The organism is Rhodococcus sp. 27YEA6, from assembly GCF_044908235.1.
Classification (GTDB): domain Bacteria; phylum Actinomycetota; class Actinomycetes; order Mycobacteriales; family Mycobacteriaceae; genus Rhodococcus_F; species Rhodococcus_F qingshengii.
Genome location: NZ_JBIYCY010000002.1, coordinates 621,149 through 647,013, shown reverse-complemented (window position 1 = coordinate 647,013; position 25,865 = coordinate 621,149). Strand labels below are relative to the sequence as shown.

General features: G+C 62.5%; 28 protein-coding genes. 11 read left to right on the top strand and 17 right to left on the bottom strand.

What is annotated here, in order from left to right; genetic code table 11:
- Nucleotides 1–13: 13 nt before the first annotated feature.
- The 3 genes from ABH939_RS09460 (at nt 14) to ABH939_RS09450 (ending at nt 3,441) form a co-directional block, all read left to right on the top strand.
- Nucleotides 14–1,399 carry an MFS transporter gene (locus tag ABH939_RS09460; RefSeq protein ID WP_083954658.1) on the top strand — a complete coding sequence of 462 codons (1,386 nt, stop codon included), beginning with the start codon at nt 14–16 and terminating at the stop codon, nt 1,397–1,399.
- A gap of 121 nt (nt 1,400–1,520) precedes the next feature.
- Nucleotides 1,521–2,957, top strand: a complete 1,437-nt coding sequence (gene iri / locus ABH939_RS09455) for a rifampin monooxygenase Iri (RefSeq protein ID WP_285181824.1) — start codon at nt 1,521–1,523, stop codon at nt 2,955–2,957.
- 58 nt (nt 2,958–3,015) lie between these two features.
- On the top strand, nt 3,016–3,441 hold the full coding sequence (locus tag ABH939_RS09450; protein ID WP_100245418.1) for a hypothetical protein: 426 nt from the start codon (nt 3,016–3,018) through the stop codon (nt 3,439–3,441).
- Between the two features lie 39 nt (nt 3,442–3,480).
- Here the strand turns inward: ABH939_RS09450 and ABH939_RS09445 are convergent, their stop codons facing one another.
- From ABH939_RS09445 to ABH939_RS09430, 4 genes are all read right to left on the bottom strand, one after another.
- Entirely contained in the window at nt 3,481–3,798 is a 318-nt protein-coding gene (locus ABH939_RS09445) for a hypothetical protein (RefSeq protein WP_404649571.1), read from the bottom strand.
- Between the two features lie 61 nt (nt 3,799–3,859).
- Nucleotides 3,860–5,044 carry a phytanoyl-CoA dioxygenase family protein gene (locus tag ABH939_RS09440; RefSeq protein ID WP_404649570.1) on the bottom strand — a complete coding sequence of 395 codons (1,185 nt, stop codon included), beginning with the start codon at nt 5,042–5,044 and terminating at the stop codon, nt 3,860–3,862.
- A 173-nt stretch (nt 5,045–5,217) separates the two neighbouring features.
- Nucleotides 5,218–5,994 carry a TIM barrel protein gene (locus ABH939_RS09435; protein WP_080726629.1) on the bottom strand — a complete coding sequence of 259 codons (777 nt, stop codon included), beginning with the start codon at nt 5,992–5,994 and terminating at the stop codon, nt 5,218–5,220.
- Nucleotides 5,991–7,016, bottom strand: coding sequence for a Gfo/Idh/MocA family oxidoreductase (locus ABH939_RS09430; protein WP_234551620.1), 1,026 nt, complete (start codon nt 7,014–7,016; stop codon nt 5,991–5,993). The genes ABH939_RS09435 and ABH939_RS09430 overlap by 4 nt, the downstream gene beginning before the upstream one ends.
- A gap of 115 nt (nt 7,017–7,131) precedes the next feature.
- Between ABH939_RS09430 and ABH939_RS09425 the strand changes: the two genes are divergently transcribed.
- The 4 genes from ABH939_RS09425 to ABH939_RS09410 all read left to right on the top strand — a co-directional run bounded on the left by ABH939_RS09425 (nt 7,132) and on the right by ABH939_RS09410 (nt 11,233).
- Entirely contained in the window at nt 7,132–8,133 is a 1,002-nt protein-coding gene (locus ABH939_RS09425) for a LacI family DNA-binding transcriptional regulator (protein ID WP_404649569.1), read from the top strand.
- Between the two features lie 160 nt (nt 8,134–8,293).
- Complete coding sequence (locus tag ABH939_RS09420; protein WP_007727338.1) at nt 8,294–9,295, top strand: substrate-binding domain-containing protein; 1,002 nt, start codon at nt 8,294–8,296, stop codon at nt 9,293–9,295.
- 63 nt (nt 9,296–9,358) lie between these two features.
- A complete protein-coding gene (locus ABH939_RS09415) occupies nt 9,359–10,417 on the top strand; it encodes an ABC transporter permease (RefSeq protein ID WP_003940759.1) in 1,059 nt (352 codons plus the stop codon).
- Between the two features lie 3 nt (nt 10,418–10,420).
- Nucleotides 10,421–11,233: an ATP-binding cassette domain-containing protein gene (locus tag ABH939_RS09410; RefSeq protein WP_007727336.1), complete on the top strand. Its 813-nt coding sequence runs from the start codon at nt 10,421–10,423 to the stop codon at nt 11,231–11,233.
- Nucleotides 11,234–11,291: 58 nt separating this feature from the next.
- On the opposite strand, the gene ABH939_RS09405 is transcribed toward ABH939_RS09410, so the two are convergent.
- The 4 genes from ABH939_RS09405 to ABH939_RS09390 are packed head-to-tail and all read right to left on the bottom strand — an operon-like array spanning nt 11,292 to nt 14,987.
- The gene (locus tag ABH939_RS09405; RefSeq protein WP_082931379.1) at nt 11,292–12,296 is read right to left on the bottom strand and encodes a Gfo/Idh/MocA family protein; all 1,005 of its coding nucleotides are present in this window, start codon (nt 12,294–12,296) and stop codon (nt 11,292–11,294) included.
- Nucleotides 12,293–13,159, bottom strand: coding sequence for a TIM barrel protein (locus tag ABH939_RS09400; RefSeq protein WP_007727332.1), 867 nt, complete (start codon nt 13,157–13,159; stop codon nt 12,293–12,295). The genes ABH939_RS09405 and ABH939_RS09400 overlap by 4 nt, the downstream gene beginning before the upstream one ends.
- The gene (locus ABH939_RS09395) at nt 13,156–14,196 is read right to left on the bottom strand and encodes a Gfo/Idh/MocA family oxidoreductase (RefSeq protein WP_404649568.1); all 1,041 of its coding nucleotides are present in this window, start codon (nt 14,194–14,196) and stop codon (nt 13,156–13,158) included. The genes ABH939_RS09400 and ABH939_RS09395 overlap by 4 nt, the downstream gene beginning before the upstream one ends.
- Nucleotides 14,196–14,987, bottom strand: a complete 792-nt coding sequence (locus tag ABH939_RS09390; RefSeq protein WP_003940964.1) for an SDR family oxidoreductase — start codon at nt 14,985–14,987, stop codon at nt 14,196–14,198. The genes ABH939_RS09395 and ABH939_RS09390 overlap by 1 nt, the downstream gene beginning before the upstream one ends.
- Before the next feature lie 75 nt (nt 14,988–15,062).
- Between ABH939_RS09390 and ABH939_RS09385 the strand changes: the two genes are divergently transcribed.
- Nucleotides 15,063–16,085, top strand: a complete 1,023-nt coding sequence (locus tag ABH939_RS09385; protein WP_064688920.1) for a LacI family DNA-binding transcriptional regulator — start codon at nt 15,063–15,065, stop codon at nt 16,083–16,085.
- 58 nt (nt 16,086–16,143) lie between these two features.
- Here the strand turns inward: ABH939_RS09385 and ABH939_RS09380 are convergent, their stop codons facing one another.
- From ABH939_RS09380 to sdhC, 4 genes are read right to left on the bottom strand one after another with little or no spacing between them, the layout of a single operon-like run.
- Complete coding sequence (locus ABH939_RS09380; protein WP_003940925.1) at nt 16,144–16,911, bottom strand: succinate dehydrogenase iron-sulfur subunit; 768 nt, start codon at nt 16,909–16,911, stop codon at nt 16,144–16,146.
- On the bottom strand, nt 16,911–18,662 hold the full coding sequence (gene sdhA, locus ABH939_RS09375; RefSeq protein ID WP_003941011.1) for a succinate dehydrogenase flavoprotein subunit: 1,752 nt from the start codon (nt 18,660–18,662) through the stop codon (nt 16,911–16,913). Before sdhA ends, ABH939_RS09380 begins: the two co-directional genes overlap by 1 nt.
- Nucleotides 18,663–18,677: 15 nt before the next feature.
- On the bottom strand, nt 18,678–19,133 hold the full coding sequence (locus ABH939_RS09370; RefSeq protein ID WP_003940699.1) for a succinate dehydrogenase hydrophobic membrane anchor subunit: 456 nt from the start codon (nt 19,131–19,133) through the stop codon (nt 18,678–18,680).
- A 1-nt stretch (nt 19,134) separates the two neighbouring features.
- A complete protein-coding gene (gene sdhC / locus ABH939_RS09365; protein ID WP_020969155.1) occupies nt 19,135–19,539 on the bottom strand; it encodes a succinate dehydrogenase, cytochrome b556 subunit in 405 nt (134 codons plus the stop codon).
- 253 nt (nt 19,540–19,792) lie between these two features.
- Between sdhC and ABH939_RS09360 the strand changes: the two genes are divergently transcribed.
- From ABH939_RS09360 to ABH939_RS09350, 3 genes are read left to right on the top strand one after another with little or no spacing between them, the layout of a single operon-like run.
- Nucleotides 19,793–20,197 carry a cytidine deaminase gene (locus ABH939_RS09360; RefSeq protein ID WP_042449639.1) on the top strand — a complete coding sequence of 135 codons (405 nt, stop codon included), beginning with the start codon at nt 19,793–19,795 and terminating at the stop codon, nt 20,195–20,197.
- Entirely contained in the window at nt 20,190–21,485 is a 1,296-nt protein-coding gene (locus ABH939_RS09355) for a thymidine phosphorylase (RefSeq protein ID WP_003940738.1), read from the top strand. Before ABH939_RS09360 ends, ABH939_RS09355 begins: the two co-directional genes overlap by 8 nt.
- 9 nt (nt 21,486–21,494) lie before the next feature.
- Nucleotides 21,495–22,580, top strand: a complete 1,086-nt coding sequence (locus ABH939_RS09350; protein WP_050654872.1) for an adenosine deaminase — start codon at nt 21,495–21,497, stop codon at nt 22,578–22,580.
- Between the two features lie 15 nt (nt 22,581–22,595).
- Here ABH939_RS09350 and ABH939_RS09345 read toward each other — a convergent pair whose 3' ends face one another.
- The 5 genes from ABH939_RS09345 to ABH939_RS09325 are packed head-to-tail and all read right to left on the bottom strand — an operon-like array spanning nt 22,596 to nt 25,850.
- Nucleotides 22,596–23,834: a hypothetical protein gene (locus ABH939_RS09345; RefSeq protein WP_003940713.1), complete on the bottom strand. Its 1,239-nt coding sequence runs from the start codon at nt 23,832–23,834 to the stop codon at nt 22,596–22,598.
- 47 nt (nt 23,835–23,881) lie between these two features.
- Nucleotides 23,882–24,181: a YbaB/EbfC family nucleoid-associated protein gene (locus tag ABH939_RS09340; RefSeq protein ID WP_037129075.1), complete on the bottom strand. Its 300-nt coding sequence runs from the start codon at nt 24,179–24,181 to the stop codon at nt 23,882–23,884.
- Complete coding sequence (locus ABH939_RS09335; RefSeq protein ID WP_007727323.1) at nt 24,178–24,519, bottom strand: hypothetical protein; 342 nt, start codon at nt 24,517–24,519, stop codon at nt 24,178–24,180. The genes ABH939_RS09340 and ABH939_RS09335 overlap by 4 nt, the downstream gene beginning before the upstream one ends.
- Nucleotides 24,520–24,528: 9 nt before the next feature.
- Nucleotides 24,529–25,539 (bottom strand): C40 family peptidase, encoded by a 1,011-nt coding sequence (locus tag ABH939_RS09330; RefSeq protein WP_064688921.1) that lies wholly within the window; start codon nt 25,537–25,539, stop codon nt 24,529–24,531.
- Nucleotides 25,536–25,850, bottom strand: coding sequence for a type VII secretion target (locus ABH939_RS09325; RefSeq protein WP_312637528.1), 315 nt, complete (start codon nt 25,848–25,850; stop codon nt 25,536–25,538). Before ABH939_RS09325 ends, ABH939_RS09330 begins: the two co-directional genes overlap by 4 nt.
- Nucleotides 25,851–25,865 lie beyond the last annotated feature (15 nt).

Genomic DNA, 25,865 nt, shown 5'->3' with positions numbered 1-25,865 from the left:
AGGCTCTGGTGCAGTGACATTTCCCCGCGGACTGGCGCTGCTCGTGGCAGCAGCGCTGTTCATGGAGATGCTGGACGCGACGATTCTCGCAACGGCACTGCCGTCGATCGCCCAATCTTTCGGAGTTGATGCCGTCGACGTCAATGTCGCCGTTTCTTCGTACCTCCTGGTGTTGGCCGTCCTGATCCCGGCGAGCGGATGGATGGCCGACAGATTCGGAACGCGACGTGTCTTCATCTCTGCCATAGCCGTTTTCGCGGTGGCATCGGTGGGATGTGCACTGAGCACCTCCCTCCCGATGCTGGTGGGAATGCGTGCTTTACAAGGGGTAGGCGGCGCCATGATGGTGCCGGTAGGGCGGCTCGCAGTATTGCGGGTGACGTCGAAGGCGGAACTCGTACGGGCTATCGCTTACTTGACGTGGCCGGCGCTCACAGCGCCGGTTCTTGCGCCCGCTGTGGGTGGAGCCATCGTGTCGATCGCTTCGTGGCGCTGGATCTTTCTGATCAACGTTCCGATCGGGATCGTCGGGTTTCTGCTGGCATTGCGCATGGTGCCCGACATTCGGCAAACGCAGAAACGGAGCCTTGACTGGCTGGGATTGGTGGTGATCGGAGCAGGCGTCGCAGTGCTTGTCGTGGCGCTCGATAACGTGCACAGTGCCGGAACCGACTGGCTAAGAGTGTGCCTCGGGATCGTTGCGGCTCTGATCTTGTTGAGCTTGGCCGTCATTCACCTCGTCCGGTCGGATCATCCGCTCATCGCGCTCGGCGTCCTCCGACTTCGATCGTTTCGGCTCGTCGCGTCGAGCGGCTCGCTGTACCGGCTCGTGATCATGGGCGTGCCGTTTGTGCTGCCGTTGTTGTTCCAAGTGGGATTCGAAATGTCGGCGTTCAAGGCCGGTCTGCTGGTGATGGCTCTGTTCGCGGGGAATATCGCGATCAAACCGCTCACCACTCCGCTCATGCGCAGGTTCGGGATCAGACTAGTTCTGGTGGGAAACGGAGTTCTGTCGGTGGTGTGCTTCGGTGCGCTGGTACTGATCTCGTCGACGACACCGGACGTCGTAATCGCTGTCGCACTGTTTGTCAGTGGCGCGTTGCGATCCATCGGGTTCACCGCGTACAACAGCTTGGCGTTCGCCGACGTCGACTCGGGTGAGCTGACCGATGCCAATACTCTGCATGCAACGCTGCAAGAGTTGGCATCCGGTCTGGGTATTGCACTGTCCGCGTTGGTGATCACGCTCTGCACACCGTTGGCGGAGTCGGGGGATCTGAGCGGCGGAGTGCCGTTTTCTCTGACGCTGGGTGTTCTCGGGGCCATGCTGGTGCCGACGGTGATCGAGAGTTGGCGGCTCCCACGCGATGCAGGTGCTGTGGTGTTGGTGCGCCGATGATGAAGCGTCTTCCGCCACCTTCATCATAACGCGGGACCCGGGGCTTGCGGCAAGGCCCCGGTGATGGTGCACACTCGTCTGCTGCGAGCAAGCAAAAGCCTTGCCCGAAGGAGGGGATCGCATGAGTGACGTCATCATTGTCGGTGCTGGACCAACTGGATTGATGCTGGCAGGTGAGCTCCGGCTGCAGGGCGTCGATGTCGTCGTCGTGGACAAGGACGAGGAGCCGACTCAGTTCGTCCGTGCCCTCGGCATCCATGTGCGCAGCATCGAAATCATGGAGCAGCGCGGGTTGCTGGACAAGTTCCTCGCGCACGGCCGCAAATATCCGCTCGGTGGATTCTTCGCGGGGATCAGCAAACCGGCACCGGCGCACCTCGATACTGCGCACGGGTACGTACTGGGCATTCCTCAGCCCGAGATCGACAGGATTCTTGCCGAACATGCCACCGAAGTCGGTGCGGACATTCAGCGAGGGAAGCGCGTCGTCGCGATCCGTCAAGACACCGATAGCGTCACAGCGGAATTGTCCGACGGCACAACACTTCACGCGCGTTATCTCGTGGGCTGCGACGGCGGCCGCAGCACTGTTCGGAAGCTGATCGACGTCGGGTTTCCCGGCGAGCCGTCGAGCGCCGACACGTTGATCGGCGAAATGGACGTGACCATGCCGGCTGATGAACTGGCCGCCGTTGTCGCCGAAATCCGGGAAACGCACAAACGATTCGGAGTCGGTCCCGCCGGCAATGGTGCTTTTCGCGTCGTGGTACCCGCGGCCGAAGTTGCCGACGGTCGCGCGGTTCCCACCACCCTCGACGACATCAAGCAACAGCTACTGGCCATTGCGGGCACCGACTTCGGTGTGCACTCACCGCGGTGGCTCTCGCGCTTCGGTGACGCCACCCGTCTGGCGGAGCACTACCGGCGCGACCGGGTGTTCCTCGCGGGCGATGCCGCACACATCCACCCACCGATGGGCGGACAAGGCCTCAATCTCGGTGTCCAAGATGCCTTCAACCTCGGCTGGAAGCTCGCCGCAGAGATCAACGGCTGGGCACCGGACGTCCTGCTCGACACGTACGAATCGGAACGGCGTCCGGTGGCTGCCGACGTTCTCGACAACACGCGCGCGCAGGCGGAGCTGATCTCCACCGCAGCCGGTCCACAAGCTGTGCGACGCTTGATCTCCGAGTTGATGGACTTCGAAGACGTCATGCGTTATCTGACCGAGAAGATCACTGCGATCTCGATTCGCTACGACTTCGGCGAAGGTGACGACCTACTCGGTCGGCGGCTGCGGAACATCGCGTTGACGCGCGGCAACCTGTACGACCTGATGCGATCCGGCCGCGGACTTCTTCTCGACCAGGGTGGCCAACTGTCCGTCGATGGTTGGAGCGATCGCGCCGACCACATCGTTGACACAAGCACTGAATTGGACGCTCCGGCTGTCCTGCTTCGGCCGGACGGTCATGTGGCATGGGTCGGGGATTCGCAGGCGGAGTTGGATACTCAGCTGTCCACGTGGTTCGGCCGGCCGGCGACGGGCCCCGTGTGACTCTTCGGATTCGGCAACCGAGCACCGTGGCGACTCGGACGCACTACCGTTGACGACTATGAGGCGAAGGTCAGCACAGGTTGCGGCTGCGGCAGCGGGCTCTGTGGGAGCGCTGATGCTGACAAGCTGCACGACCAATGTCGATGTGCCGAAAACCTTTGCCGCCACGATAACGGTGACCGGTCAGGCAGAGCAGGCCGAGACGGTCTCTGGAGAGTGCGTGATCGACATGATTCGTGTTGCTCCGAACGACCAGATTCAGATTTTCGGGGGCAGCGGCGCTGCATCCACAAGGTCGGCACTCGAGGTCGAGGCAATCGATCAACTTCCCGACGGAATGAGCACCTGCTCCTACACCGCACATTTTGATGCCGTCCCCGCAAACCAGAGAAACTATGAGGTGAGCTTGGGCCACTTCTCTCCGGAGTCCTTCAGCTCAGATGAGTTGGAGAACGGTGTCACCTATCAACTTCGCCGGCCCTGACTGAACCAGTTCTCCCTCGCGTTGTATCCGGTCCGACTTTCACTGAGCTCGCTTGGTGGTCCCGTCGCCTCCGCGCTGTCGAGCCTTACCGGGGTTGATGTGGAGCCGAACACCCTCGTAGGCGACTGTGTACGGCACATCGTCGTCGTTGTCCGGGTCGCCGGAGCCCGCAGGATCCGGAAGTTCCGCGATCTGTTCGATGACAGTCTGTGCTCGCGCCGCACCGGGATCGAACATCTCCTGAAACGGCCCGACGAACGACCCCCCAAGCCCGCGGCGCCTTGCCCGAACAGCCGCCCACCCGAACACCGCCAACGGGCCGATCATGGCGAACAGCACTAACAAGTCCCACCCCATGCCACGAGCGTACCGACTGACCGGCATTGGGCGGTCCAAGTCTCGTCAGCGCTGTCGTCCCTCAGGCCATTCGTCTCTCGGACTGTGCCTTCAGCAACTCGGCCAGATGGTCAGGCGAGATCCGCTCGCGAACCGCCTCCATCACTAGTTCGGCCTGCGTCTGAGGCGCGAGGCCGTCGATCGGTTGGTCTCGGTCCAGATTGGTCGGGAAGGCGTAGCCCTCAGCGGAAGCGGCGACGGCACAGCGAACGGACTCGTCGGAACCTGCTTCGCTGAGGGCGAGCAGTGCCGGATAGATCGCGTTGACGAGCGCCTCCCGGTCAATGGTTCCGAGGGCGCGACCGAAGGCTGACGACACCTGAAGAAGATTTGCCATGCGCAGGACGTCGGCGGATTTGTTGTGCCCGGCGGCGTGGAACAGTGCAGGGTTGAAGAAGACGGCATCTCCCTTCTCCAAAGGTAATTGGACGTAATTGGCCTCGAAGAACTCCTTGAACTCGGGACGCTCGAACGCGAGGTATCCGGATTCGAATTGTTGGGAGTAAGGCAGATATTTCGTCGGGCCCGTCTCGACCGGCATGTCCACATGGGCGACTGCACCTTGCAAGGTGAGGGCGGGGGTCAAGCGATGAACGTGCGCTCGGAACTTCGCAGCGACGTCGCTCGACATGAAACCGAGGTGGTAGTCGCGATGTGGATTCTGTGCGGCGCCACCGGGATTGACGACGTTGACGTCCGACGTCACCTGATACATGGGGCCGAGCCAGGCTTCCGAAGCCAAAGCGACAATGCTGTTTGCGTAGTAGTCGACGTAAGCCTTGGGATCTTCGAGCGCCAACTTCAGTTGTGCTCCCCAGATCCGGTCATTGGCTCCGGGTTTGGCGAAGTGATCCCCGGACGTCGCGCCGGATTCGTGTTGGCGCGCAATGAGTTGCCGGAAGATCTCGCTGGCGCGATCCAGTATCTCCGCGTCGAACGCGCCCTGAAAGACTGTGATGCCGGGGCCGGTGAGTAACGCCCGGGCGATCTCGTCTTGGATCTCGGCCCGGATTTCTGGATTCGACGATTGCTCGACCAATGCTGCCGAGTGGTACAGAAGAACCCCGTCGGCCACTGAATGGGCGTATGGGTATTCGGCGAGGTCTGTGCGGTGCGCGACCAAAGCGGCGAGGTCGTCGATGTTGCAGTCTTCTCGGTGCAACCTACCCGCGAACGGCACGGTGTGGTCGGTCAGTGCTGGAGTCATTCGGGGGCCTTCCTGCGGAGTTCACGATGTGCTGTGACTCAAAGACTGCCAAGGAAAAGCCATCGAAACTACCCCTGAAATCCATCAAAAAGACCTCAGGAAGCGCTCCCCGTGGACTCGACCGGTGACGGAAGATCTGCGCGCTACGACGGGATCACGTTCCTGGGTGAGAGTTAGAGAGTGAAGGCGTTCCGGAAAGCAGTGAGTGCGGTGTCACTGTCTCCGGATGCCCAGCCCTCCAATCCGATCGTGCCGGTGTAACCCTGCTCGGCGAGAACGCGTGCGATGGCTGGGTAGTTGATCTCGCCGGTTCCGGGTTCGCATCGGCCGGGTACGTCGGCCACCTGAATCTCCCCGATGTTGTCACCACAACGCCGCACGAGTTCGATGAGGTTTCCTTCGCCGATCTGTGCGTGGTAGAGGTCGAGCATCATCTTGAGATTGGGGTGTGAGACGGATTCCACCAGTGCCAGAGTGTCTTTGGCTCGGGCCATCGGTACGCCGGGGTGATCGACGATCGTATTGAGATTCTCGAGGCAGAAGACGACTCCGGCGTCTTCACCCAGTCGCGCGATCTTCTCGAGAGCGCGTTGGGCCGTCAGCCACATCGCTCCCGTAGTTCGATACTGCGGGCGCGCGGCCTGTCCGTCGATCAGCTCGCCGGTATGGAAGTTCAGCCGAGGAACGCCGAGTTTCGCTGCCGGCGTGAGGCATAGCGCCGCTGTACGTACGAGTTCGGCGCTGCCCGCTTCATCGAACAAATCGCCGTGAAGATAGCCGGTCATCGAGGAGAACCGAGCCCCGGTGGCGACCAGAGCATCGAGGTCCTTGTCTTGCCAACTCCAGATCTCGGCTGCGAACCCCGCCTCCGAGATCCGCCGAATGCGTTCGACGACAGGGAGTTCGGTGAACGTCATCTCGGCAGAGACCGCCAAATCGAAGGGGCTCACTGCGGCACCGACAGCAGCGATACGGGCAGTCCGGTTTCCACGGATTCTTTTGCAGCCAGTGCGATTTCCAGGGCGTTGCGAGCATCGAGACCGTCGACCGACGGCGCGCTGCCGGAGAGGATGCAGTCTGCGAAGTGCGCCAGCTGGGCAACATAGGCGTCGTGAAACAGTTCGATGTTCACCCGAGGTGTGTCGGCCAGAACGCCCGGTGAGCTGTAATGACGCATCGCGGTCCGCGTGACCTCGCCTGCACTCACCATTCCACCGGAACCGAAAACCTCGCCGCGAACGTCGTAACCGTAGGTGGCCTGGAAGTTGGCCTCGGCCGACGCGAGGGCGCCGTTGTCGAACCGCAACTGAACCATCGACGTATCGAGGTACCCCTGCTCCTTGTACTGCGGATGGACGAGAGCATCGGCCTGCGCGAACACCTCGACGACGCGTGCCCCCGGGTTGAGCCAGAGCAGGGCGTCGAAGTCGTGAATCAGTGTCTCGTTGAAGATCGTCCACGGCTTGACTCGAGAGGCGACGTCGGCGGTGATTCCCGGATCGCGAGTCAGAGAGCGAAGTAGCTGCGGTGTCCCGATCCCACCGGAGGTGATCACGTCGTGTGCCGCGGCGAAGTCGGCGGCGAAGCGCCGGTTGAAACCGACCTGCAGCGCAACATTGTTCGCGGCGCATGCGCCGATTGCGCGATCGGCGTCCTCGAGTGTCAAAGCCATCGGCTTTTCGCAGAAGACATGCTTGCCGGCCTCCGCTGCTGCTACCACGAGATCGGTGTGAGTTGATGCGGGCGTACTGATGAGCACCGCTTCGACGGTCGGATCGGCAATCAGCTCAAGGGCGTCGGTGTACGCGCGGGCGTCGGGACTGACACGTTCGATCAACGACGCCGCAGCGCCGGGCGCAGGATCGGCGACGGCGACGAGACGGGTGCCGGGGATACGCAGCGCGACGGACTCGCCGTGGAAACGGCCGATCCATCCAGCGCCGATCAGACCGACTGCAACAGAGGCAGACATGGGGGCTCCGTTCGGAGTGAGGATGAGGAACTAGATCGTTCTAGTCGTGTCAGTAAAGCGCTGGTTGCCTCGTGCGTCAACGTTTCGGCGTGTATTCGCTGGAACGATCTAGTCTGTGGAGGTGAACAGTCGACGCCCCACCTTGCAAGACGTAGCAGACCTGGCCGGTGTGTCACGCGCACTGGTGTCCATAGTCATTCGCGATGTCCCGGGTGCCAGCGATGCGACGCGGGTACGGGTCAAGGCGGCCGCGGACGAACTCGGCTATCGACCCGACAACGCGGCGCGACTGCTGCGCCAGCATCGCAGCCGCCTGATCGGTGTCAGTTATGTTGCCGCGCAAACCTTTCACGCGGAACTGCTCGACGAGATCTACGACGCAGCCGAACGCTTGCGCTACGACGTCGTTCTCAGTGCCGTCTCGGACCGCAGGCCTGGCTCGCGCGCCGTGCGCACCCTGCTCGACGACCGATGCGAGGCGATCTTGCTGTTGGGTTCGCAGGCGCCGGAATCGGAGATCGTCGACCTGGCGGCCAAGGTTCCCGTCGTCGTGCTCGCCCGGAAGATGCCCTCAGCACATGTGGACGTTGTCCGCACGGACGACGAGGCGGGCGCCGTGATGGCCGTGAATCATCTCGTCGGACTCGGGCACCGCTCGATCGTCCACGTCGACGGCGGACGCGGTCCGGGTGCCCAGGAGAGGCGTCAGGGCTACCGGAAGGCCATGCGGGCGGCCGGACTGGAATCGCGGATACTTCCCGGCGGCCTCACGGAGGAGTTCGGCGCGGACGCCGCGCGGTCGATGGTCGAACAAGGGATTCCCGGTGCGGTCTTCGCTTTCAATGATCGTTGCGCGCTAGGAGTCCTGGACGTCTTCTTGCGTGCGGGAGTCTCGGTGCCCGGCGACGTCTCCGTGATCGGATTCGACAACAGTGCATTGGCAGGTTTGGCGCACATCGATCTGACCAGTGTCGGGCAGCACACGGCGTTTCTGGGTGGCGCCGCGGTGGAGCGAATCTCCGAACGTCTCGACGCCGGAAGTGGACTCTTGGGCAAGGACATAGTCGCGCAACCACAACTAGTGGTTCGAGGTTCAACTGGACCTGCAGCGCGTTGACCTGGCCTTTCCACTCCCTTCAGTTTGTCTGGTCTTTGATAAGCAGTCCTAATGTCAGAACAAACTATTGACATTCGACTGTGACGGGTATTACATCTTTCACATACAACCGAGCACCATCCGTTCGCGGGCCGTTGGTTGATGTCGAGAGGGAGTTCACATGTCGTTTCTCACGGGGCGCAAGAGCGTTGCCGTACTGGCCGGAGCCTCAGTCGTGGTCTTGGGTCTGGCCGCCTGTTCCAGCACCGGCGGTAAGCCGGATTCATCCGGATCCGGAATGGGCGCGGGTACGGCGGACACGCCCCGCGCCACCATTGCGATGATCACCCATGAAGTTCCCGGTGACACGTTCTGGGATCTGGTGCGCAAGGGCGCCGAAACCGCAGCGGCCAAGGACAACATCGAACTTCGGTACTCCGCCGATCCCGAGGCACCGAACCAGGCCAACTTGGTTCAGAGTGCGATCGACAGCAAGGTCGACGGGATCGCCGTCACGCTCGCGAAGCCCGACGCCATGGTTGCAGCGGTCCAAAGTGCCACCGCCGCGGGCATTCCGGTGGTCGCCCTCAACTCGGGCCTCGAAACCTGGAAGGACATGGGCGTCAAGGAGTACTTCGGTCAGGACGAGTCGATTGCCGGTGAAGCTGCCGGCGAGCGACTCAACACCGAAGGTGCCACCAAGGTGCTGTGCGTGATTCAGGAGCAGGGCAACGTGAGCCTCGAATCACGGTGCGCCGGTGTGAAGAAGTCGTTCAAGGGAACGACGGAGATTCTCAACGTCAACGGCAAGGACATGCCGTCGGTGGAGTCGACCATCACCGCGAAACTTCAACAGGACCCGGCAATCGATCGAGTTCTCGCGCTCGGTGCGCCGTTCGCATTGACGTCCGTGACGTCGGTCGGCAATGCGGGCAGCAAGGCGAAGGTCGTCACCTTCGACACCAACGCGGCGCTCGTCGACGCTATCAAATCCGGTGACGTGCAGTGGGCAGTGGACCAGCAACCCTTCCTGCAGGGCTACCTCGCCATCGATTCGCTGTGGCTTTACCTCAACAACGGCAACGTGATCGGTGGTGGCTTGCCCACCCTGACCGGACCCGCGTTCATCGACAACACCAACATCGACTCGGTCGCCGAGTACGCCAAGAACGGAACTCGCTGATCCGGGCGCACGGAGGGCTGAGAGTCCGCCCTCCGTGCGCCTGTCCAGCACGGAAGGGAAATCATGTCCACTCAGGCAGATCTCGACCTTGCCGCCCATAAAGTCGTGACCGATGAACGGGTGAAGGAGCAAAAGCGCATTCAGCGTCTGCTGCTCCGCCCGGAGATGGGTTCACTTGTCGGCGCCATCGCCATCTTCATCTTCTTCTGTATCGTCGCGGCACCGTTCCGTACGCCGGAAGCGCTTGCGACAGTGCTCTACTCCAGCTCCACGATCGGCATCATGGCTTGCGCGGTCGCCCTGCTCATGATCGGCGGCGAGTTCGACCTCTCCGCCGGCGTCGCAGTCACCACGTCCTCGCTCGCCGCGTCGATGATCGCCTACAACCTGCACCTCAACCTGTGGGTGGGCGCGATTCTGGCGCTGGTCGTCTCGCTCGCCGTCGGATTCTTCAACGGCTACCTCGTCATGAAGACGAAAATTCCCAGCTTCCTCATCACCTTGAGTTCTTTCCTGATGTTGACCGGTATCAACCTGGCCGTCACCAAGCTCGTGAGTGGTCAGGTGGCCACACCCAGCGTCTCCGACATGGCTGGATTCGATTCCGCCAAAAAGGTATTCGCGTCGTCGTTCTCGGTCTTCGGGGTGTCCGTCAAGATCACGGTCGTGTGGTGGCTGCTGTTCACCGCGATTGCAACATTTGTTTTGTTCAAGACCAAGATCGGCAACTGGATCTTCGCGGTCGGCGGCAATCAGGACAGTGCCCGCGCGATCGGTGTGCCGGTGACCGCAGTCAAGATCGGCTTGTTCATGACCGTCGGCTTTGCTGCCTGGTTCGTGGGCATGCATCTGCTGTTCTCGTTCAACACCGTTCAGTCCGGTCAGGGTGTCGGTAACGAGTTCCTGTACATCATCGCCGCAGTCATCGGCGGTTGCCTGCTCACCGGTGGTTACGGAACCGCGATCGGCGCTGCGATCGGTGCATTCATCTTCGGTATGACCAACCAGGGCATCGTCTACGCAGGCTGGAACCCGGACTGGTTCAAGTTCTTCCTCGGCGCCATGCTGCTCTTCGCGGTCATCGCCAACAACGCATTCCGCAACTACGCTGCGAAAAGGTGACACATGAGTACCACAGCTGAAGTTCCCGCTCTCTCGAACTCGGGCGGCAACGTGCCACTGATCGAGCTCAAGGACGTCGGTAAGCAATACGGAAACATCATCGCGCTCAAGGGAATCAACCTGCGCGTCGGTGCGGGTGAAGTAACGGGCGTGCTCGGTGACAACGGCGCAGGCAAGTCCACGCTGATCAAGATCATCGCGGGTCTGCACCAGCAGAGCGAAGGTGAACTACTCGTCGACGGCGAACCGACAACGTTCCACTCGCCGAAAGAAGCTCTCGGCAAAGGCATCGCGACGGTCTATCAGGACCTCGCCGTCGTTGCGTTGATGCCGGTGTGGCGCAACTTCTTCCTCGGGCAGGAACTGCGCAAGGGTGGTCTGATCAAGTCGCTCGACGCCAACGCCATGCGCGCGACGACTCTTTCGGAACTGTCGAAGATGGGCATCGAACTACCTGACGTCGACGCACCGATCGGTAGTCTCTCGGGCGGTCAGCGTCAGTGTGTTGCCATCGCCCGCGCCATCTTCTTCGGCGCGCGCGTGCTGATTCTCGACGAGCCGACAGCAGCGCTCGGCGTCAAGCAGTCGGGAATGGTGTTGCGCTACATCACCGCTGCCAAGGAACAGGGATTCGGCGTCATCTTCATCACGCACAATCCGCACCACGCGTACATGGTCGGCGATCACTTCGTGCTCCTCAACCGAGGCAGGCAGAAGCTCGACGCCAAGTACGACGACATCTCACTCGAAGAACTGACCAAGGAGATGGCGGGCGGTGACGAGCTCGAGACGCTGACCCACGAGCTTCGCCGCTAGATCAAAACCTCGCGACTACAGCCTCGGTTCGAATCGAACCGAGGCTGTAGTCGTTTCGTCACAGGATGGTCGTCGGCCGAACCCCGAGGCCGGAATGCATGTACGCCTCGTCGATCATCGTCATGTTGGCTACCGCGTCGCCCGGGCCGATCGGCAGCGCCGAGACCCCGGACAGATGATCGGCGAACGCTTCGAGTTGATAGGTGTACGACGACTTCGTGCCCAGATGCTCGACGCTCGTGCGCCCACCGGCCGTGACGGAGACACGGTCGTCGATGTCCGGCTGCAGGAAGTTGTGCACCAGGACGTCTCCTTCAGTGCCGAATACTCGGAAGGTGAAGTGATACCGCTCGTCCAACATCGTGGTCACCACGGATGCCGTGGCGCCGCTGGGGTATTCGAGTTCGATGTCGAACCACGAATCGACCCCCGGAGCGTATTCCTCGTGGCGGGTCCCGGTCACCACTGGCGCACCGCCACAGACGTCACTCAGCGTCCGGGAAGCATGTAACCCGTAGCAGCCCAGGTCCATCAGTGACCCGCCTGCCAATGCGAGCTCCCACCGCGGGTCGTTCTCGGATGGTGTGGGCATCCGCAGTACGGTTTCCACCCGAGTGACCGCGCCGACTGTGCCGCTCCGAACCACATCCAGCAGGCGCCGGTTCACCGGATGAAAGAGGTAGTGGAACCCCTCGAGGAGCGTCACTCCGCTCACGCGCGCTGCCTCGCCTACAGCACGCGCTTCCACCGCATTGCTCGAAAACGGTTTCTCCGTCAGCACGTGCTTGCCGGCCTGAACGGCGGCGAGATTCCATGGTCCGTGCAGGCTGTTGGGCAGCGCGTTGTAGACGACGTCCACCTCCGGATCCGAGATCAGTTCCGCGTACGAACCGACCACCCGTTCGATCCCATGCTGGGCCGCATAGGCTCTGGCACGCTCGGGGTCGCGTGCGGCAACGGCCACCAGGCGGTGCCCGGTGGCCGTTGCAGGTTTGATCATCGCGTTCTCGGCGATGCGTGAGGCTCCCAGAATGCCTATCCGCAGCGGGGTAGGAGGTGTCACAGAACCGACCGCAGATACTCGACGCTCGCTCGCACATCGCGCACCGGTCCCTCGTCCGACGGCGCTTCGGCCAGAATGGTGTCCTGCTCGAGCACGTACCACCCGTCGAAACCGTGGCGCTGCAATATGGCTGTGACACCGGCGATGTCGACGTCGCCGCCACCGAGTGGACGGTACATTCCCGCCTTCACGCCGTCGGTGTAGGTGAGCTCACCTCTGCGAACGCGTGATGCGAGGGCATCGTCGACGTCCTTGAGATGCACGTGGGTGATGCGCTCGGGAGCTTGACGCGCCAGGTCGACCGGATCGGTGCCGCCGATCAACAGGTGGCCGGTGTCCAGGCACAGGGGGATGGCCGAGCCGTCGAGCACTCGCAGGACCTCGTCGCGCTGCTCGATCATCGTTCCGACGTGAGGGTGGACAACTGCCCTGATTCCGCGCTCGGCCGCGGCGTCGGTGAGGCGATCGAGATTGTGCAGCAGGGTTTTCCAACTCTGCTCGTCCAGTTCCGGGCGTGAATCGTAGCCGTCGGAACCCGTCGCGGCGGCCAGGACCAAAACTTCGGCACCCGAGGCGACGAAACCATCGAGGATGGGGGAGATGCCGGGAACCGGATCATGATCGCGATCATGCAGCAGTACCGGTGCGAACCCGCCGACTGCGCTCAGATCGTGATCCGCGAGCACCTTGGCCATTTCGGCGGGTGCAGTCGGCAGAAAGCCCTCCGGTCCGATTTCCGTTGCCGCCAGACCGACTTCGCGCATTTCCCGGAGGACTTGCGCAGGGTCGAGCTGGTAGCCCCAGCCCGGGACTTCGCACACGCCCCAGGAGATCGGTGCGCCGGCGATGCGAGGAGTGCTCATGTGTGTGCCTCATTCTTGTCGTGAAGGAACAGATCTTTGACTTCGGTGATCGTGACGGGCCGACCCTCGCGCAGAGAGTGCGTTGCAGCTTCGGAGATCCAGGCCGACTCGACCGCATCTGCGGGCGTGCACGGTGATTCCCGACGCCCGGCGACAACGCCGAGGAATGCTTCGAGTTCCGCACGGTAGGCGGACGTGAAGCGGTCCATGAAGAACGTGTACGGCTCCTTCGAGGGGAACGATGTTTCGGGGTCGAGAGAGCGGAGTGGCAAGCGGTCGTCCAGCCCGGCAACGACGGAGTCCGCCGAGCCGAGTACCTCGAGTCGGCAGTCGTAGCCGCGGCCGTTGTAGCGGGTATTCGACACGACCGCGATGGTTCCGCCTTCGAAAGTGAGAACCGTTGCGGCGGTGTCGACGTCACCGGCATCGGCGATCCCGCGATCACCCTGATTCGAGCCGGTGGCAATAACAGTGGTGACTTCGCGGCCGCTGATCCACCGGACGATGTCGAAGTCGTGGATCGAGCAGTCGCGGAAGATGCCGCCGGAGTGTTCGATGTACGAGATCGGCGGGGGAGCGGGGTCGAGGGTGGTCGATCGGAGAGTGTGGATCCAACCGAGTTCTCCAGATCGAACCGCGTCGTACGCCGCCACAAATGACGGGTCGAATCGGCGCTGAAATCCGATCTGGACTGGCACCGACGTCTGCTCGGCAGTCGCGAGTACACGAACGGAGGATTCGATGGAGTCTGCTACCGGCTTTTCGCAGAACGTCGGGATGTCTCGGCGGACAGCGGCTTCGATCAAATCGGCATGTGAACTCGACGACGCGGCGATCAGAACGCCGTCGATGCCCGACGCTAGAAGCGCGTCGGGATCGGCAGCGGACTCCACGTCGAGTTTGCTTGCCACGTCCGAGGTTCGACGTGCGTCGACATCGGTGACAACCAGTGCGTCGACGCCGTTTAGTGTCAGTAGATTTCGGGCGTGGTAGCTGCCGATTCGTCCGAGGCCGACGACTCCGATGCGAGCGCCCATCAGTCCAGCCCTCCGAAGACGTTCTGGTCCCAGTCGATGATCGAACCCGTCACGACTCCGCTGCGATCGGAGAGCAGGAAGACGACGAAGTCGGCGATTTCGTCGACCTGTCCGAGCTTGCCCATGGGGAGGGTGCTGCCCGCACGTTCCTGCCAGTCGTCACCAGCGTCGTGAAAAGCTCTCTGCGTGAGGTCTTCACCCTCGGTCTGTGTCCACCCGATGTCGAGACCGTTGATCCGGATACGATCCCAGCGATGCGCATGGGCGGCGTTGCGGGTCAGCCCCGCCAGCCCGGCCTTCGCTGCCACGTACGGCGCGAGATACGGCTGCCCGCCGAGTTCGGACGTGGAGATGATGTTGACGATGGACCCGGGGACCGCACGCTCGCGCATGTCTTTGACTGCTGCCTGCATCGTGAAGAACGGACCGCGAAGGTTCACCGCGATGTGCTGGTCGAAGAGTTCTTCGGTGGTGTCGAGCAGCGTTCCGCGTGAAGTGAGCCCGGCGGAATTGACCAGAGCATCCACGCGGCCGAAGTGAGAGATCGTCTCGGCCACGCTGTCGAGCGCGGAATCCGTTTGTGCCACATCGGCTTCGATGAAGTGAGTTCCCGGAAGTTCTGTCTCGAGAGCCTTTCCGACGTCCGGGCGTCGGCCGGTGAAAGCCACCTGAGCGCCCTCACGGACTGCGGCGCGTACGATTCCGGCGCCGACGCCTTGCGAGCCGCCACTGACCAGTAAGACGGTGTCGGCCAGGAGTGCGGGCCTGGTTACGCCCGGCGTAGAAGTCATGGGTTTAGTCTGGCTGTGACGAAGACCTCGAGCAACAGCAAAAAACCATCAAATATCCATCATCGTGAGGTAGTTGTGGCGCATCGATTCAAAGTACGGGAGATCGCTCAGCAGTCGGGCCTGAGTGAGGCCACCGTCGACCGGGTGCTCAACGACCGTCCTGGAGTTCGCGACGGCACACGATCGGAGGTTCGCCAGGCGATCACGGACCTGGAACGTCAACGCTCGCAACTGAAACTGGTCGGTCGCACGTTCATCGTCGACGTCGTGTTGCAAACTCCTGCAAGGTTTTCCGACGCCGTCCGTGACGCGCTCGAGGCCGAACTGCCCACCCTTGCACCCGCTGTTGTTCGTTCCAGGTTTCACTTTCGTGAAACCGGTTCGGTAGAAGCGATGACGTCGACGCTCGACAAGATTCGCCGGCGCGGCTCCCACGGAGTCATCGTCAAGGCTCCCGACACTCCGGAAGTCGTGTCGGCGATCGACCGGTTGGTGGCGGCAAGGATTCCGGTCGTCACGTTGGTGACCGACGTTGCCGGCAGCAGGCGAGCCGCCTACATCGGCATCGACAACCGAGCCGCCGGGGCCACCGCCGCGTACTTGATAGATCAGTGGCTGGGGGATCGGGAAGGCAACGTGCTGGTCAGCATGAGCAGCGGGTTCTTCCGCGGGGAGGAAGAACGGGAGATGGGATTTCGCTCCGCCATGCGAGTCTCGGCTCCGCATCGACGGTTGATCGACATTCCGAACAGTGACGGTCTGGATCAGACGAGTAGGAAACTGGTGCGAGCGGCACTCGAATCCGATCCGCAGATCCGTGCCGTGTATTCGATCGGTGGTGGCAACCTGGCCACGGTCGACGCGTTCGACGAACTGAACCGGGAGTGCAGTGTCTTCATCGCCCACGATCTCGACGGTGACAATCGAAAGTTGCTGGGGGAGAGGCGAATATCAGCGGTGCTCCACCACGATCTGCGTGCGGATGTTCGCACTGCCTGTCAGGTGGTCATGAAGGAACACGGCGCCATGGGCGCTCACTTCGGCTTTACGACGTCACCGGTTCAAGTCGTGACACCGCTCAACATGCCCCCGACATAGCTGTGCGCGGTTAAGGAGTCCGGAGACTCCCTAACCGCGCACAGGGCCGAAGGCCTGACTATCGAGCGAAGAGCAGTGCTCGCTTGACTTCCTGAATAGCCTTTGTCACCTGGATGCCGCGGGGGCACGCGTCGGTGCAGTTGAACGTGGTGCGGCAACGCCACACGCCGTCCTTGTCGTTCAGGATGTCGAGACGCTCGGAAGCGGCCTCGTCACGGCTGTCGAAGATGAACCGGTGTGCGTTCACGATGGCAGCGGGACCGAAGTAGCTGCCGTCGCTCCAGTACACGGGGCACGACGTGGTGCAGCATGCGCAGAGGATGCACTTCGTCGTGTCGTCGAAACGAGCACGGTCGTGCTGGCTCTGGATGCGCTCACGAGTGGGCTCGTTGCCACTGGTGATGAGGAACGGCTTCACGGCGCGGAATGCGTCGAAGAAGGGTTCCATGTCGACAACCAGGTCCTTCTCGACGGGCAGGCCCTTGATGGGCTCGACCGTGATGGTGACCGGCTTGCCGTCCTTGGGCAGCATGTCCTTCATCAGCAGCTTGCAGGCCAGACGGTTCACACCGTTGATCCGCATGGCGTCCGATCCACAGACACCGTGTGCGCAACTGCGACGGAACGTGAGGGTGCCGTCGAGGTAACCCTTTACGTACAGCAGCAGGTTGAGCAGACGGTCGGTGGGCAGTGCCGGGACCTGGAAACTGTCCCAGTGCTGGCCCTCGCCCGATTCGGGATTCATCCGCGCGATCTTGAGAGTGACCATGACGGCCCCCTCGGGAACAGCGGGGAGTTTGGGTGCATCTACAGCAGGCGCAGACATCAGTACTTACGCTCCATCGGCTCGTAGCGGGTCTGGATCACCGGCTTGTAGTCCAGACGGATGTCGGAGAGCAGGCCGTCACCCTCCTTGTACGCCATCGTGTGCTTCATGTACTCGGCGTCGTTGCGATCCGGGAAGTCCTCGCGAGCGTGGCCGCCGCGCGATTCCTTGCGGTTGAGGGCGCCGACGACGGTGACCTCTGCCATTTCGAGGAGGAAGCCCAGCTCGATGGCCTCGAGCAGGTCGCTGTTGTAGCGCTTGCCCTTGTCCTGGACCGTGATGTGGTTGTAGCGCTCCTTGAGAGCACGCACATCCTTGAGAGCCTGGGTGAGGCGCTCTTCGGTGCGGAAGACGGAGGCGTTGTTGTCCATCGACTGCTGCAGCTCGGTGCGGATGTCCGCAACGCGCTCGTGGCCGTGATCGGACAGGATGACGCCGACCCAGTCTTCGACCATCGCGGCCGGGGTTTCCGGCATGTCGACGAACTCGGTGGAGTTCGCGTACTCGGCGGCAGCGATGCCGGCGCGACGGCCGAACACGTTGATGTCGAGGAGCGAGTTGGTACCGAGACGGTTTGCACCGTGTACGGAGACACAGGCGCATTCGCCGGCCGCGTACAGACCCTTGACGATCTCGTCGTTGTTGCGCAGCACCTCACCGTTGATCTTGGTGGGGATACCGCCCATGACGTAGTGGCACGTCGGGTAGACGGGCACGGGCTCCTTGACGGGGTCCACGCCGAGGTAGGTGCGCGAGAACTCCATGATGTCGGGGAGCTTCTCGTCGAGAACTTCCTCGGGGATGTGCGTCACGTCGATGTAGACGTAGTCCTTGTTCGGGCCGGCGCCGCGGCCTTCGAGAACCTCGAGGACCATCGAACGCGCCACGATGTCACGAGGAGCGAGGTCCTTGATGGTGGGTGCGTAACGCTCCATGAAGCGTTCACCATCGGCATTACGGAGAATGCCACCTTCACCGCGGACGGCTTCCGAGATCAGGATGCCGAGACCGGCGAGTCCTGTCGGGTGGAACTGGTGGAACTCCATGTCCTCGAGGGGCAGGCCCTTGCGGAAGATGATGCCCATGCCGTCACCGGTGAGGGTGTGCGCGTTGGACGTCGTCTTGTACATGCGTCCCGAGCCGCCGGTCGCGAAGACGATCGACTTGGCGTGGAAGATGTGCAGCTCGCCGGTCGAGAGCTCGTAGCAGATGACACCGGTGGCAACCGGGCCGTCCTCGGTCTCGGTGATGGCGATGTCGAGGGCGTAGAACTCGTTGAAGAACTCGACGTCGTGCTTGACGCAGTTCTGGTAGAGCGTCTGCAGGATCATGTGACCGGTGCGGTCGGCGGCGTAACACGCACGGCGGACGGGTGCCTTGCCGTGGTCGCGTGTGTGGCCACCGAATCGACGCTGGTCGATCTTGCCTTCGGGCGTGCGGTTGAACGGCAGACCCATCTTCTCGAGGTCGAGCACCGCATCGATGGCCTCCTTGGCCATGATCTCGACGGCGTCCTGGTCGGCGAGGTAGTCGCCGCCCTTGACGGTGTCGAAGGTGTGCCACTCCCAGTTGTCTTCCTCCACGTTCGCCAGTGCGGCACACATGCCGCCCTGGGCCGCGCCGGTGTGGCTGCGGGTGGGGTAGAGCTTGGTCAGTACGGCCGTGCGGGCACGGGGGCCAGCTTCGATTGCCGCACGCATGCCTGCGCCACCGGCGCCGACGATGACCACGTCATAACGATGTTCCTGCATGAAGTCTGTGCTCCCCTAGCTCGCCGAGATATTGGGGTCGAAGGTGAAGATGACGTACGTGCCCAGGCCCATGATCAGGATCATCGAGAGAACGAGGATCGTGGTCAGCCAGAAGCGCGTGGAGTCCTTGCGGGAGTAGTCCGCGATGACCGTGCGCAGACCGTTACCGCCGTGCAGCTGTGCCAGCCACAACATCGTCAGATCCCAGAACTGCCAGAACGGGCTGGACCAGCGACCTGCGACGAACGCGAAGTTCAGACGGTGAACGCCACCGTCGAGCATCAGCATGATGAACATGTGGCCCAGGACCAGAACGATCAGGGCGACGCCGGAGAAGCGCATGAACAGCCATGCGTACAACTCGAAGTTGTTCCGAGCCTTCGCGCGCGGGGACCGCGGGTTGTCCAGGCTTGCGGGACGGTCGTATGAGGTGCCCAGGCTCTTGGCTTCGGGTCCGTGAGTAGTCGCCATGTCAGTGCTCCGCAAACATGTTGATGAGGATGCGTCCGGCGCCTGGGATCATCACCAGGAACCAGATCGTCAGAATGGTCCAGAGCATGACGCGCTGGTACTTCGGGCCCTTCGACCAGAAGTCCACCAACATCACGCGCACGCCGTTGAGGGCGTGGTAGAGGACTACGCCGACGAGGCCGATCTCCATGAGGCCGACGAGGGGGTTCTTGTACGTGTCGATGACGGCGTCGTACGTATCGGGATTGACCCGAACGAGTGCCGTATCGAGAACGTGTACGAATAGGAAGAAGAAAGTAGCGACGCCTGTGATCCGGTGTAGAACCCAGGACCACATTCCGGGGTCGCCCCGGTAAAGCGACCTCGTGCGCTCCTTCTGAGGAGCGGCTTCAGTCGTAGTACTCATCGAGTGCTGTGCCTCCAACGTCATTGGTGGACGCGTCGAGCCTGCAGAGAGCTTCGATGTACCTCAGCCCGGGCTCGACGGGATCCTGAACCGACTTGACTCAGACTCTAAACCTATGTGAAACCGGGAACTAATCAGATGCGGGATTCGTACGCGTACCAAACTCTTTGTAAGGTTTGCCTTTCCAATCTCGCCGAGACTGTTTCGGCGTGGTTTCTGCATCCATTCAGTCGGCGTGATTGGATAACGAACCATGGGCGACATCGACTGGAAGTTGTTGCGGCACAACGCGCAAGTGGTCATGCGGCAGGCTTATGCACCGTACTCGGGCTATGCAGTGGGTGCAGCTGCCCTGGTAGACGATGGTCGGATCGTCTCAGGATGCAATGTGGAAAATGTCTCATACGGTTTGAGCCTGTGTGCCGAATGTGGACTCGTCGGTAACTTGGCCGCCACCGGGGGCGGGCGGCTGATTGCCTTCACGTGCTGCGACGCGAAGGGCTCGATTCTGATGCCGTGCGGCCGGTGCAGACAGCTTCTCCTCGAGCACGGCGGGGGTGAGATGCTTGTCGACACGAGCAGTGGGTTCAAGCCGCTGAGCGAGCTGTTGCCTGATGCTTTCGGGCCGGAACAAGCAGAGGGGCTCCGCCATGTTTGACGCAGTTTCCATCATCGGCGCCAAGCGTGACGGCCGCGAGCTGTCGGGAACCGAGATCGACTGGATAGTTCAGGCGTTCACACAGGGGATCGTCGGTGACGAGCAGATGTCGGCGCTCGCGATGGCGATCTACTTCCGCGGAATGTCGCGAGCAGAGACCGGTCGATGGACCGAGGCGATGATCGAATCCGGCGGGAGGATGGACTTTTCGGACTTGCCGCTGCCCACCGTCGACAAGCATTCGACCGGTGGAGTGGGGGACAAGATCACCCTTCCGCTTGCACCCCTCGTCGCTGCCTGTGGTCTTGCAGTCCCGCAGTTGTCGGGCCGCGGACTCGGCCACACCGGTGGAACTCTCGACAAGCTCGAGGCCATTCCAGGTTGGCGAGCCGAGCTCACGGCGACGGAGATGGTCGACATTCTCTCGGACCCGAAAATCGGCGCGGTGATCTGCGCTGCCGGAGCGAATCTGGCCCCCGCGGACAAGAAGCTCTACGCGCTGCGCGACGTGACCGGAACGGTGGAATCCATTCCGCTGATCGCAAGTTCGATCATGAGCAAGAAGATTGCCGAGGGAACCGGCGCCCTGGTGCTCGACGTCAAGGTCGGTTCCGGAGCGTTCATGAAGGACCTCGGCGACGCGCGAGAGTTGGCACGCACGATGGTCGAGCTTGGCAACGACGCCGGCGTGCGTACAAGCGCTCTCATCACCGGGATGGACACCCCGCTCGGATTGACGGCGGGCAACGCCCTCGAGGTACGTGAATCCGTCGAGGTGCTGGCAGGCGGCGGGCCGTCGGACGTCGTCGAGCTGACCCTGGTCCTGGCTCGGGAGATGCTGTCAGCGGCTGGGATCGACGGTATCGACCCCGCCGACAAACTGGCCGACGGCACGGCAATGGACCGGTGGCGCGCGATGATCGCCGCCCAAGGTGGGGACCCACACGCGACGCTGCCGGTGGCCCGGCACAGCGACGTCGTCACCGCGGACCGAGACGGCGTACTGACCCGACTCGACGCCATGGCGGTGGGCATCGCGGCCTGGAAACTGGGAGCCGGACGCGAACGGCAGGGCGAAGCCGTTCAGGCCGGTGCCGGCATCGAGATGCATGCAAAGCCTGGCGACGTGGTCCGTGCCGGGCAGAAGCTGATGACACTGCACACCGACACTCCCGAGAGATTTGATGCAGCGCGACGAAGCCTCGGCGGTGGATGGTCGATCGGGACCGATTCCGACACCGTTTCGCGACCGTTGCTCATCGAGCGAATTGTGGGTGATTCGCGTTAGCGTTGGCGAATGAACGCACCGGAGTTGACCACGATCCGCAGCGCACCCAAAGTTCTTCTCCACGATCATCTCGACGGAGGACTCCGACCCGAGACCGTTCTCGAACTGGCCGAGCAATGTGGCTACGACGAGCTGCCGGCGAATACGGCATCCGAACTGGCGCAATGGTTCCGAACTGCCGCTGACAGTGGATCGCTCGAGCTCTACCTCGAAACGTTCGCGCACACAGTCGCCGTGATGCAGACCCCCGAAGGGCTTGCACGGGTGGCACGTGAGTGTGCCGAGGATCTGGCCGACGACAACGTCGTCTATGCCGAGGTCCGTTTTGCGCCCGAGCAGCACCTGGAACAAGGCCTGAGTTTGGACGAGGTCGTCGAGCACGTTCTCGAAGGTTTCCGGGCCGGCGAATCCGCTGCCAGGGTCGCGGGACGGGAGATCCGCATCGGCTGTCTTCTCACGGCGATGAGGCATGCCGCGCGGTCGCGGGAGATCGCCGAACTCGCGGTGCGATTCCGGGACCGCGGGGTTGTCGGGTTCGACATCGCCGGTGCCGAGGCCGGTAACCCACCGAGCCGGCACCTCGATGCTTTCGAGTACATGCGTGATGCGAACGCTCACTTCACGATTCACGCGGGTGAGGCTTTCGGGTTGCCGTCGATCCACGAAGCCATCGCCTTCTGCGGAGCGGATCGGTTGGGCCACGGCGTGCGGATCGTGGACGACATCGACGTAGGAGTGCAAGGTGGGGCAGAGTTGGGTCGGCTCGCGAACTACGTCCGTGACATGCGCATTCCCCTGGAACTGTGCCCGAGTTCGAACGTGCAGACCGGGGCCGTAGCCGCCCTGGCGGACCATCCGTTCGGACTCTTGGCGGACTTGCGCTTCCGAGTGACCGTCAACACCGACAACAGGCTGATGAGCGACACCACCATGAGCCGGGAAATGGCCGCGTTGGTCGAGACCTTCGGTTACGGATGGACCGATCTCGAACGCTTCACCATCAACGCGATGAAGTCGGCCTTCATCCCGTTCGACGAGCGCCTCGCGTTGATCGACGACGTCATCAAGCCGGGCTACGCCGTGCTCATCGGCTAGATGACGTGCGCCCGACTACTCAGATCGAAGCCGGGCCTCGAACTCGCGTTCGAGTTCGCGCCAGGCCTCGGATTCCTTGGTGAACGGCGCACTCGGAGCCATCCGCGACGGATCGGGGTTGAGGAGGTACGAGACGTACCAACCCAGCTCGTTCGACGCGGACAGAGCCTCCTCGGTGGAGTCGTCGTCGGCGAAATCTGCTGCATCGGTGAACAATTCGACTGCGAGTTCCAGCTGCTCGGCATCTACGACGTCCGGGCCCTGGGCGAGGTCGTCGGCGATACCGGGCAGAACGTAGACGTTCTCGTCCGTGACCTCGATTTCGAGTGAACCGTCGACGGCCGCATTCTGAATTTCGCCGTACGTACTGACCTGCGAGAGATCGTGTTCGTGGTTGTCGGCGAGGTAGCGAGCGAGTGCGCGCTCGCTACGGAAGACGGTGATCAGTCCGTCCTTGCCGAGGAAGATCGCCTGATCTCCCATGTAGCAGCGCAGAGTGTAGAACGTCTCGGCCGAGGTGATGATGCGGATCGGGTCGACACCGACCTCACCCCAGAAGGTCTCGACTTCGTCTTCGTCCTCTTCGAGGTCGTCTTCGTCGAATTCCTCGTCCTCGCCCTCCTCGGCGACATCGTCGGCGTCGACGGTGTTCTCGGCGGCAGCGAGCAGTTCAGCTTCGGCGACCGCCACAGCAGCTGCATCGACCTTCGGGGAGGTGACCACCTTGTCGATGGCGTCGAGAACGGCGTCCCAGTCCTTGACGATCGCAGCGCCGACCTGGTCCCACAGCTCCAGGCCTTCGCGGCCTTCGAAGGTGCCGGCGCCGGTGGCAAGCGCGCCGAGTACCGGATGGCCGCTGAAGAAGCGGATGACCGCGTCGAGTTCGCACACCTCACCGATGTTGCGAGCCATGTTCAGGGTGTCTTCGAGTTCCGAGACCACCAGTGCCTCAGGGTCACCTGCGGCCAGTTCCGGCACGCCGACGAAGTCGAACGTGAAGTTCTCTTCCGGTTCCAACTCGGCTGCCGACAGTCCGGAGACGACGGCCCACGCCGGATGCTCGACCAGGTCGTTGTCGGAGTCCGTTCGGATGAAGGCCGCGAGTTCCGCGACGGAGGAGAACCCGTAGAGGTCTTCCTCATGGCCGAGAAACGCTTCCCACTCGTCGTCGCCCTCGCGCCAGCGGGGTGCCCACAAAGTGACGAGGTCTCCGTCGGTGAGTCCGATTTCGATAGGGACGATGTCTCCAGCCATGGGCGGAAGCCTATCCACCGCAGAGCGAAAGGCATAGCGGGGGTTCGTCACGTTTGTTTCAGTGCCACTCGGAGCTCACTGACCAGTCGCTCTCGTTCGTCGTTGGACTGTTGAACTGCCTGGTGAATTGTTGCCACCGTCAATGCGGCCACCGTGCGAGAATTCATCGCGGTGATTGCGTCGGTAATCCGTAGGTCGACCAGAGCGCCCAGCCCGTCGACAGTCGCCGTGACTATCCCGCCCTCGCTCGAGACGACTGCCCGCAGAGCGCCGACCCCGTCGACGGCTTCCTGCAAGAGTCCGGTCCGGTGTTTCGCCAGCTCCATGATTCGATCAATCTCGCTCATATCGAACGCATCCAGCTCGACGGAAGGTTCTGGCCCTCGGCGGCGTCGACATCGGCCAGTTCGTCTCGGGTCGGTAGACCGAGCCGATCGAGGATCGCTGCCGGGACTCCGGTCTCCTCGAGCTCCACACGATGGCGGGCGCCGGCTTCGATTGCTGCATTTGAGCACAGCGTGAGTATCTGCTGCGCTAACCGCTGCCCGCCGTACCGCAGTTCGTCCTGGCTGATCCTCAGGTCCACGGGCACGGCGTGCTCCGTGGCGCGGACCGCGATGGTTCCGTTGCGGTTGACGGCTACGGCTGTGGTGATCGGCGGTGATTCGCGCTTGTTCTCGGGCATGATTCCCTGTCATTCCGTCGGACGGTAGAAGCCGTGAAAGCCCATGCCGCTGTTCGTGGTTCGGATGGCGCTGATTTCGACTGGGTCGCCGGCTTCGATCATCTGGCCGCCGCCGATCACCATCGCGACGTGGCCGTCCCAGACCGCGAGGTCGCCCGGCATCAGATTGTTCTGATCGACCTGGTTCCCGATTCCCTGTTCCTGAGCCAACCTCGGAATGTCGACTCCGGCCTGGCCGTACGCCCATTGAGTCAGCCCGCTGCAGTCCAGACCGACTCCCGGCGTAGTGCCTCCCCAGGCGTACGGGACACCCTGTTGAGTGAGCGCGTTGCGTACGGCAGCAGCGGCCTCGGCGTTCGGTGCGGTGGCAATCGAGCCGTCGGGAAGTTCGACCTCAACGCCACCTGAACTGCTGGCGCCGGTTGCTCCGGAGCGCGGTATCGCGAGGAGTGAATCGACAGAATCGCCGGAACCACCCGCCGAACCGGAGACTCCAGGTGCGGGATCGGGTATCGGGACGGACGGGACGAGTGCGGACATCTTGTCGGTCGACCCGGCCAACTCACCGCGTACCCGCTCGATAACCGATACCGCGCTTCCGAGGTGCTCCAACGCGGCCGACAACAACATCAATTGGCCCGTCGGTGTCATCAGCGTCGGCCCGGCCTTGATCGCGAGTGTCAGAAAGGACTGGAGAATCTCACCGAGTTCGGTCATTCCCGCGTACACGGACGTTGTCGCTTCGTCCACGACGCCGGCGATGTCGGTCCCACGATCGGCGAGGTTTCGCGTCGACGTCTGCGTCTGCTCGGTTTTGGTCACCGCAGCGGTGAGTGCCGTGGACGAGCTCTGAGAGGACGCCAGTTCGCTCAGAGCAGCGCTTCCCAATTGGTATGCGATCTCGAGGGCGTCCGTGGCGATTCGGATGCCGACGTCGGGTCCACTTGCGCTGGGGGCACCAGTCCCGACAGTGTCGACCAGATCGATGATCGGTCGTGCGAGTGCGTCGACGTCGATCATGAGCGTGCGGCTTCAGCGAGAGTCCTTCGTACCGATTCCTCGGAGTCGAGATAGACGGCATGAGCGTCGAGGGCGGCCGACCGGACACTGGAAATTACAGTGGACAGTCGATCGATGTCGTCGATGTGCGCTTGTTGTGCCCGGCCCGCGACGCCGACGAAGTCGCCGCCGATCAGCCCGAGCACAGCGGACAGAGCCAAGTGATCGCCACCCGCTGCGTCCTGTCGAGCTTGCGCGACGTTGTCGGCAACAGTGCCCAACCGCCTGGCGAACTCCGCGATGCTTTCAGTGTCCAGATCCAGATTTGTCAACTTGTCTTCCCCCCG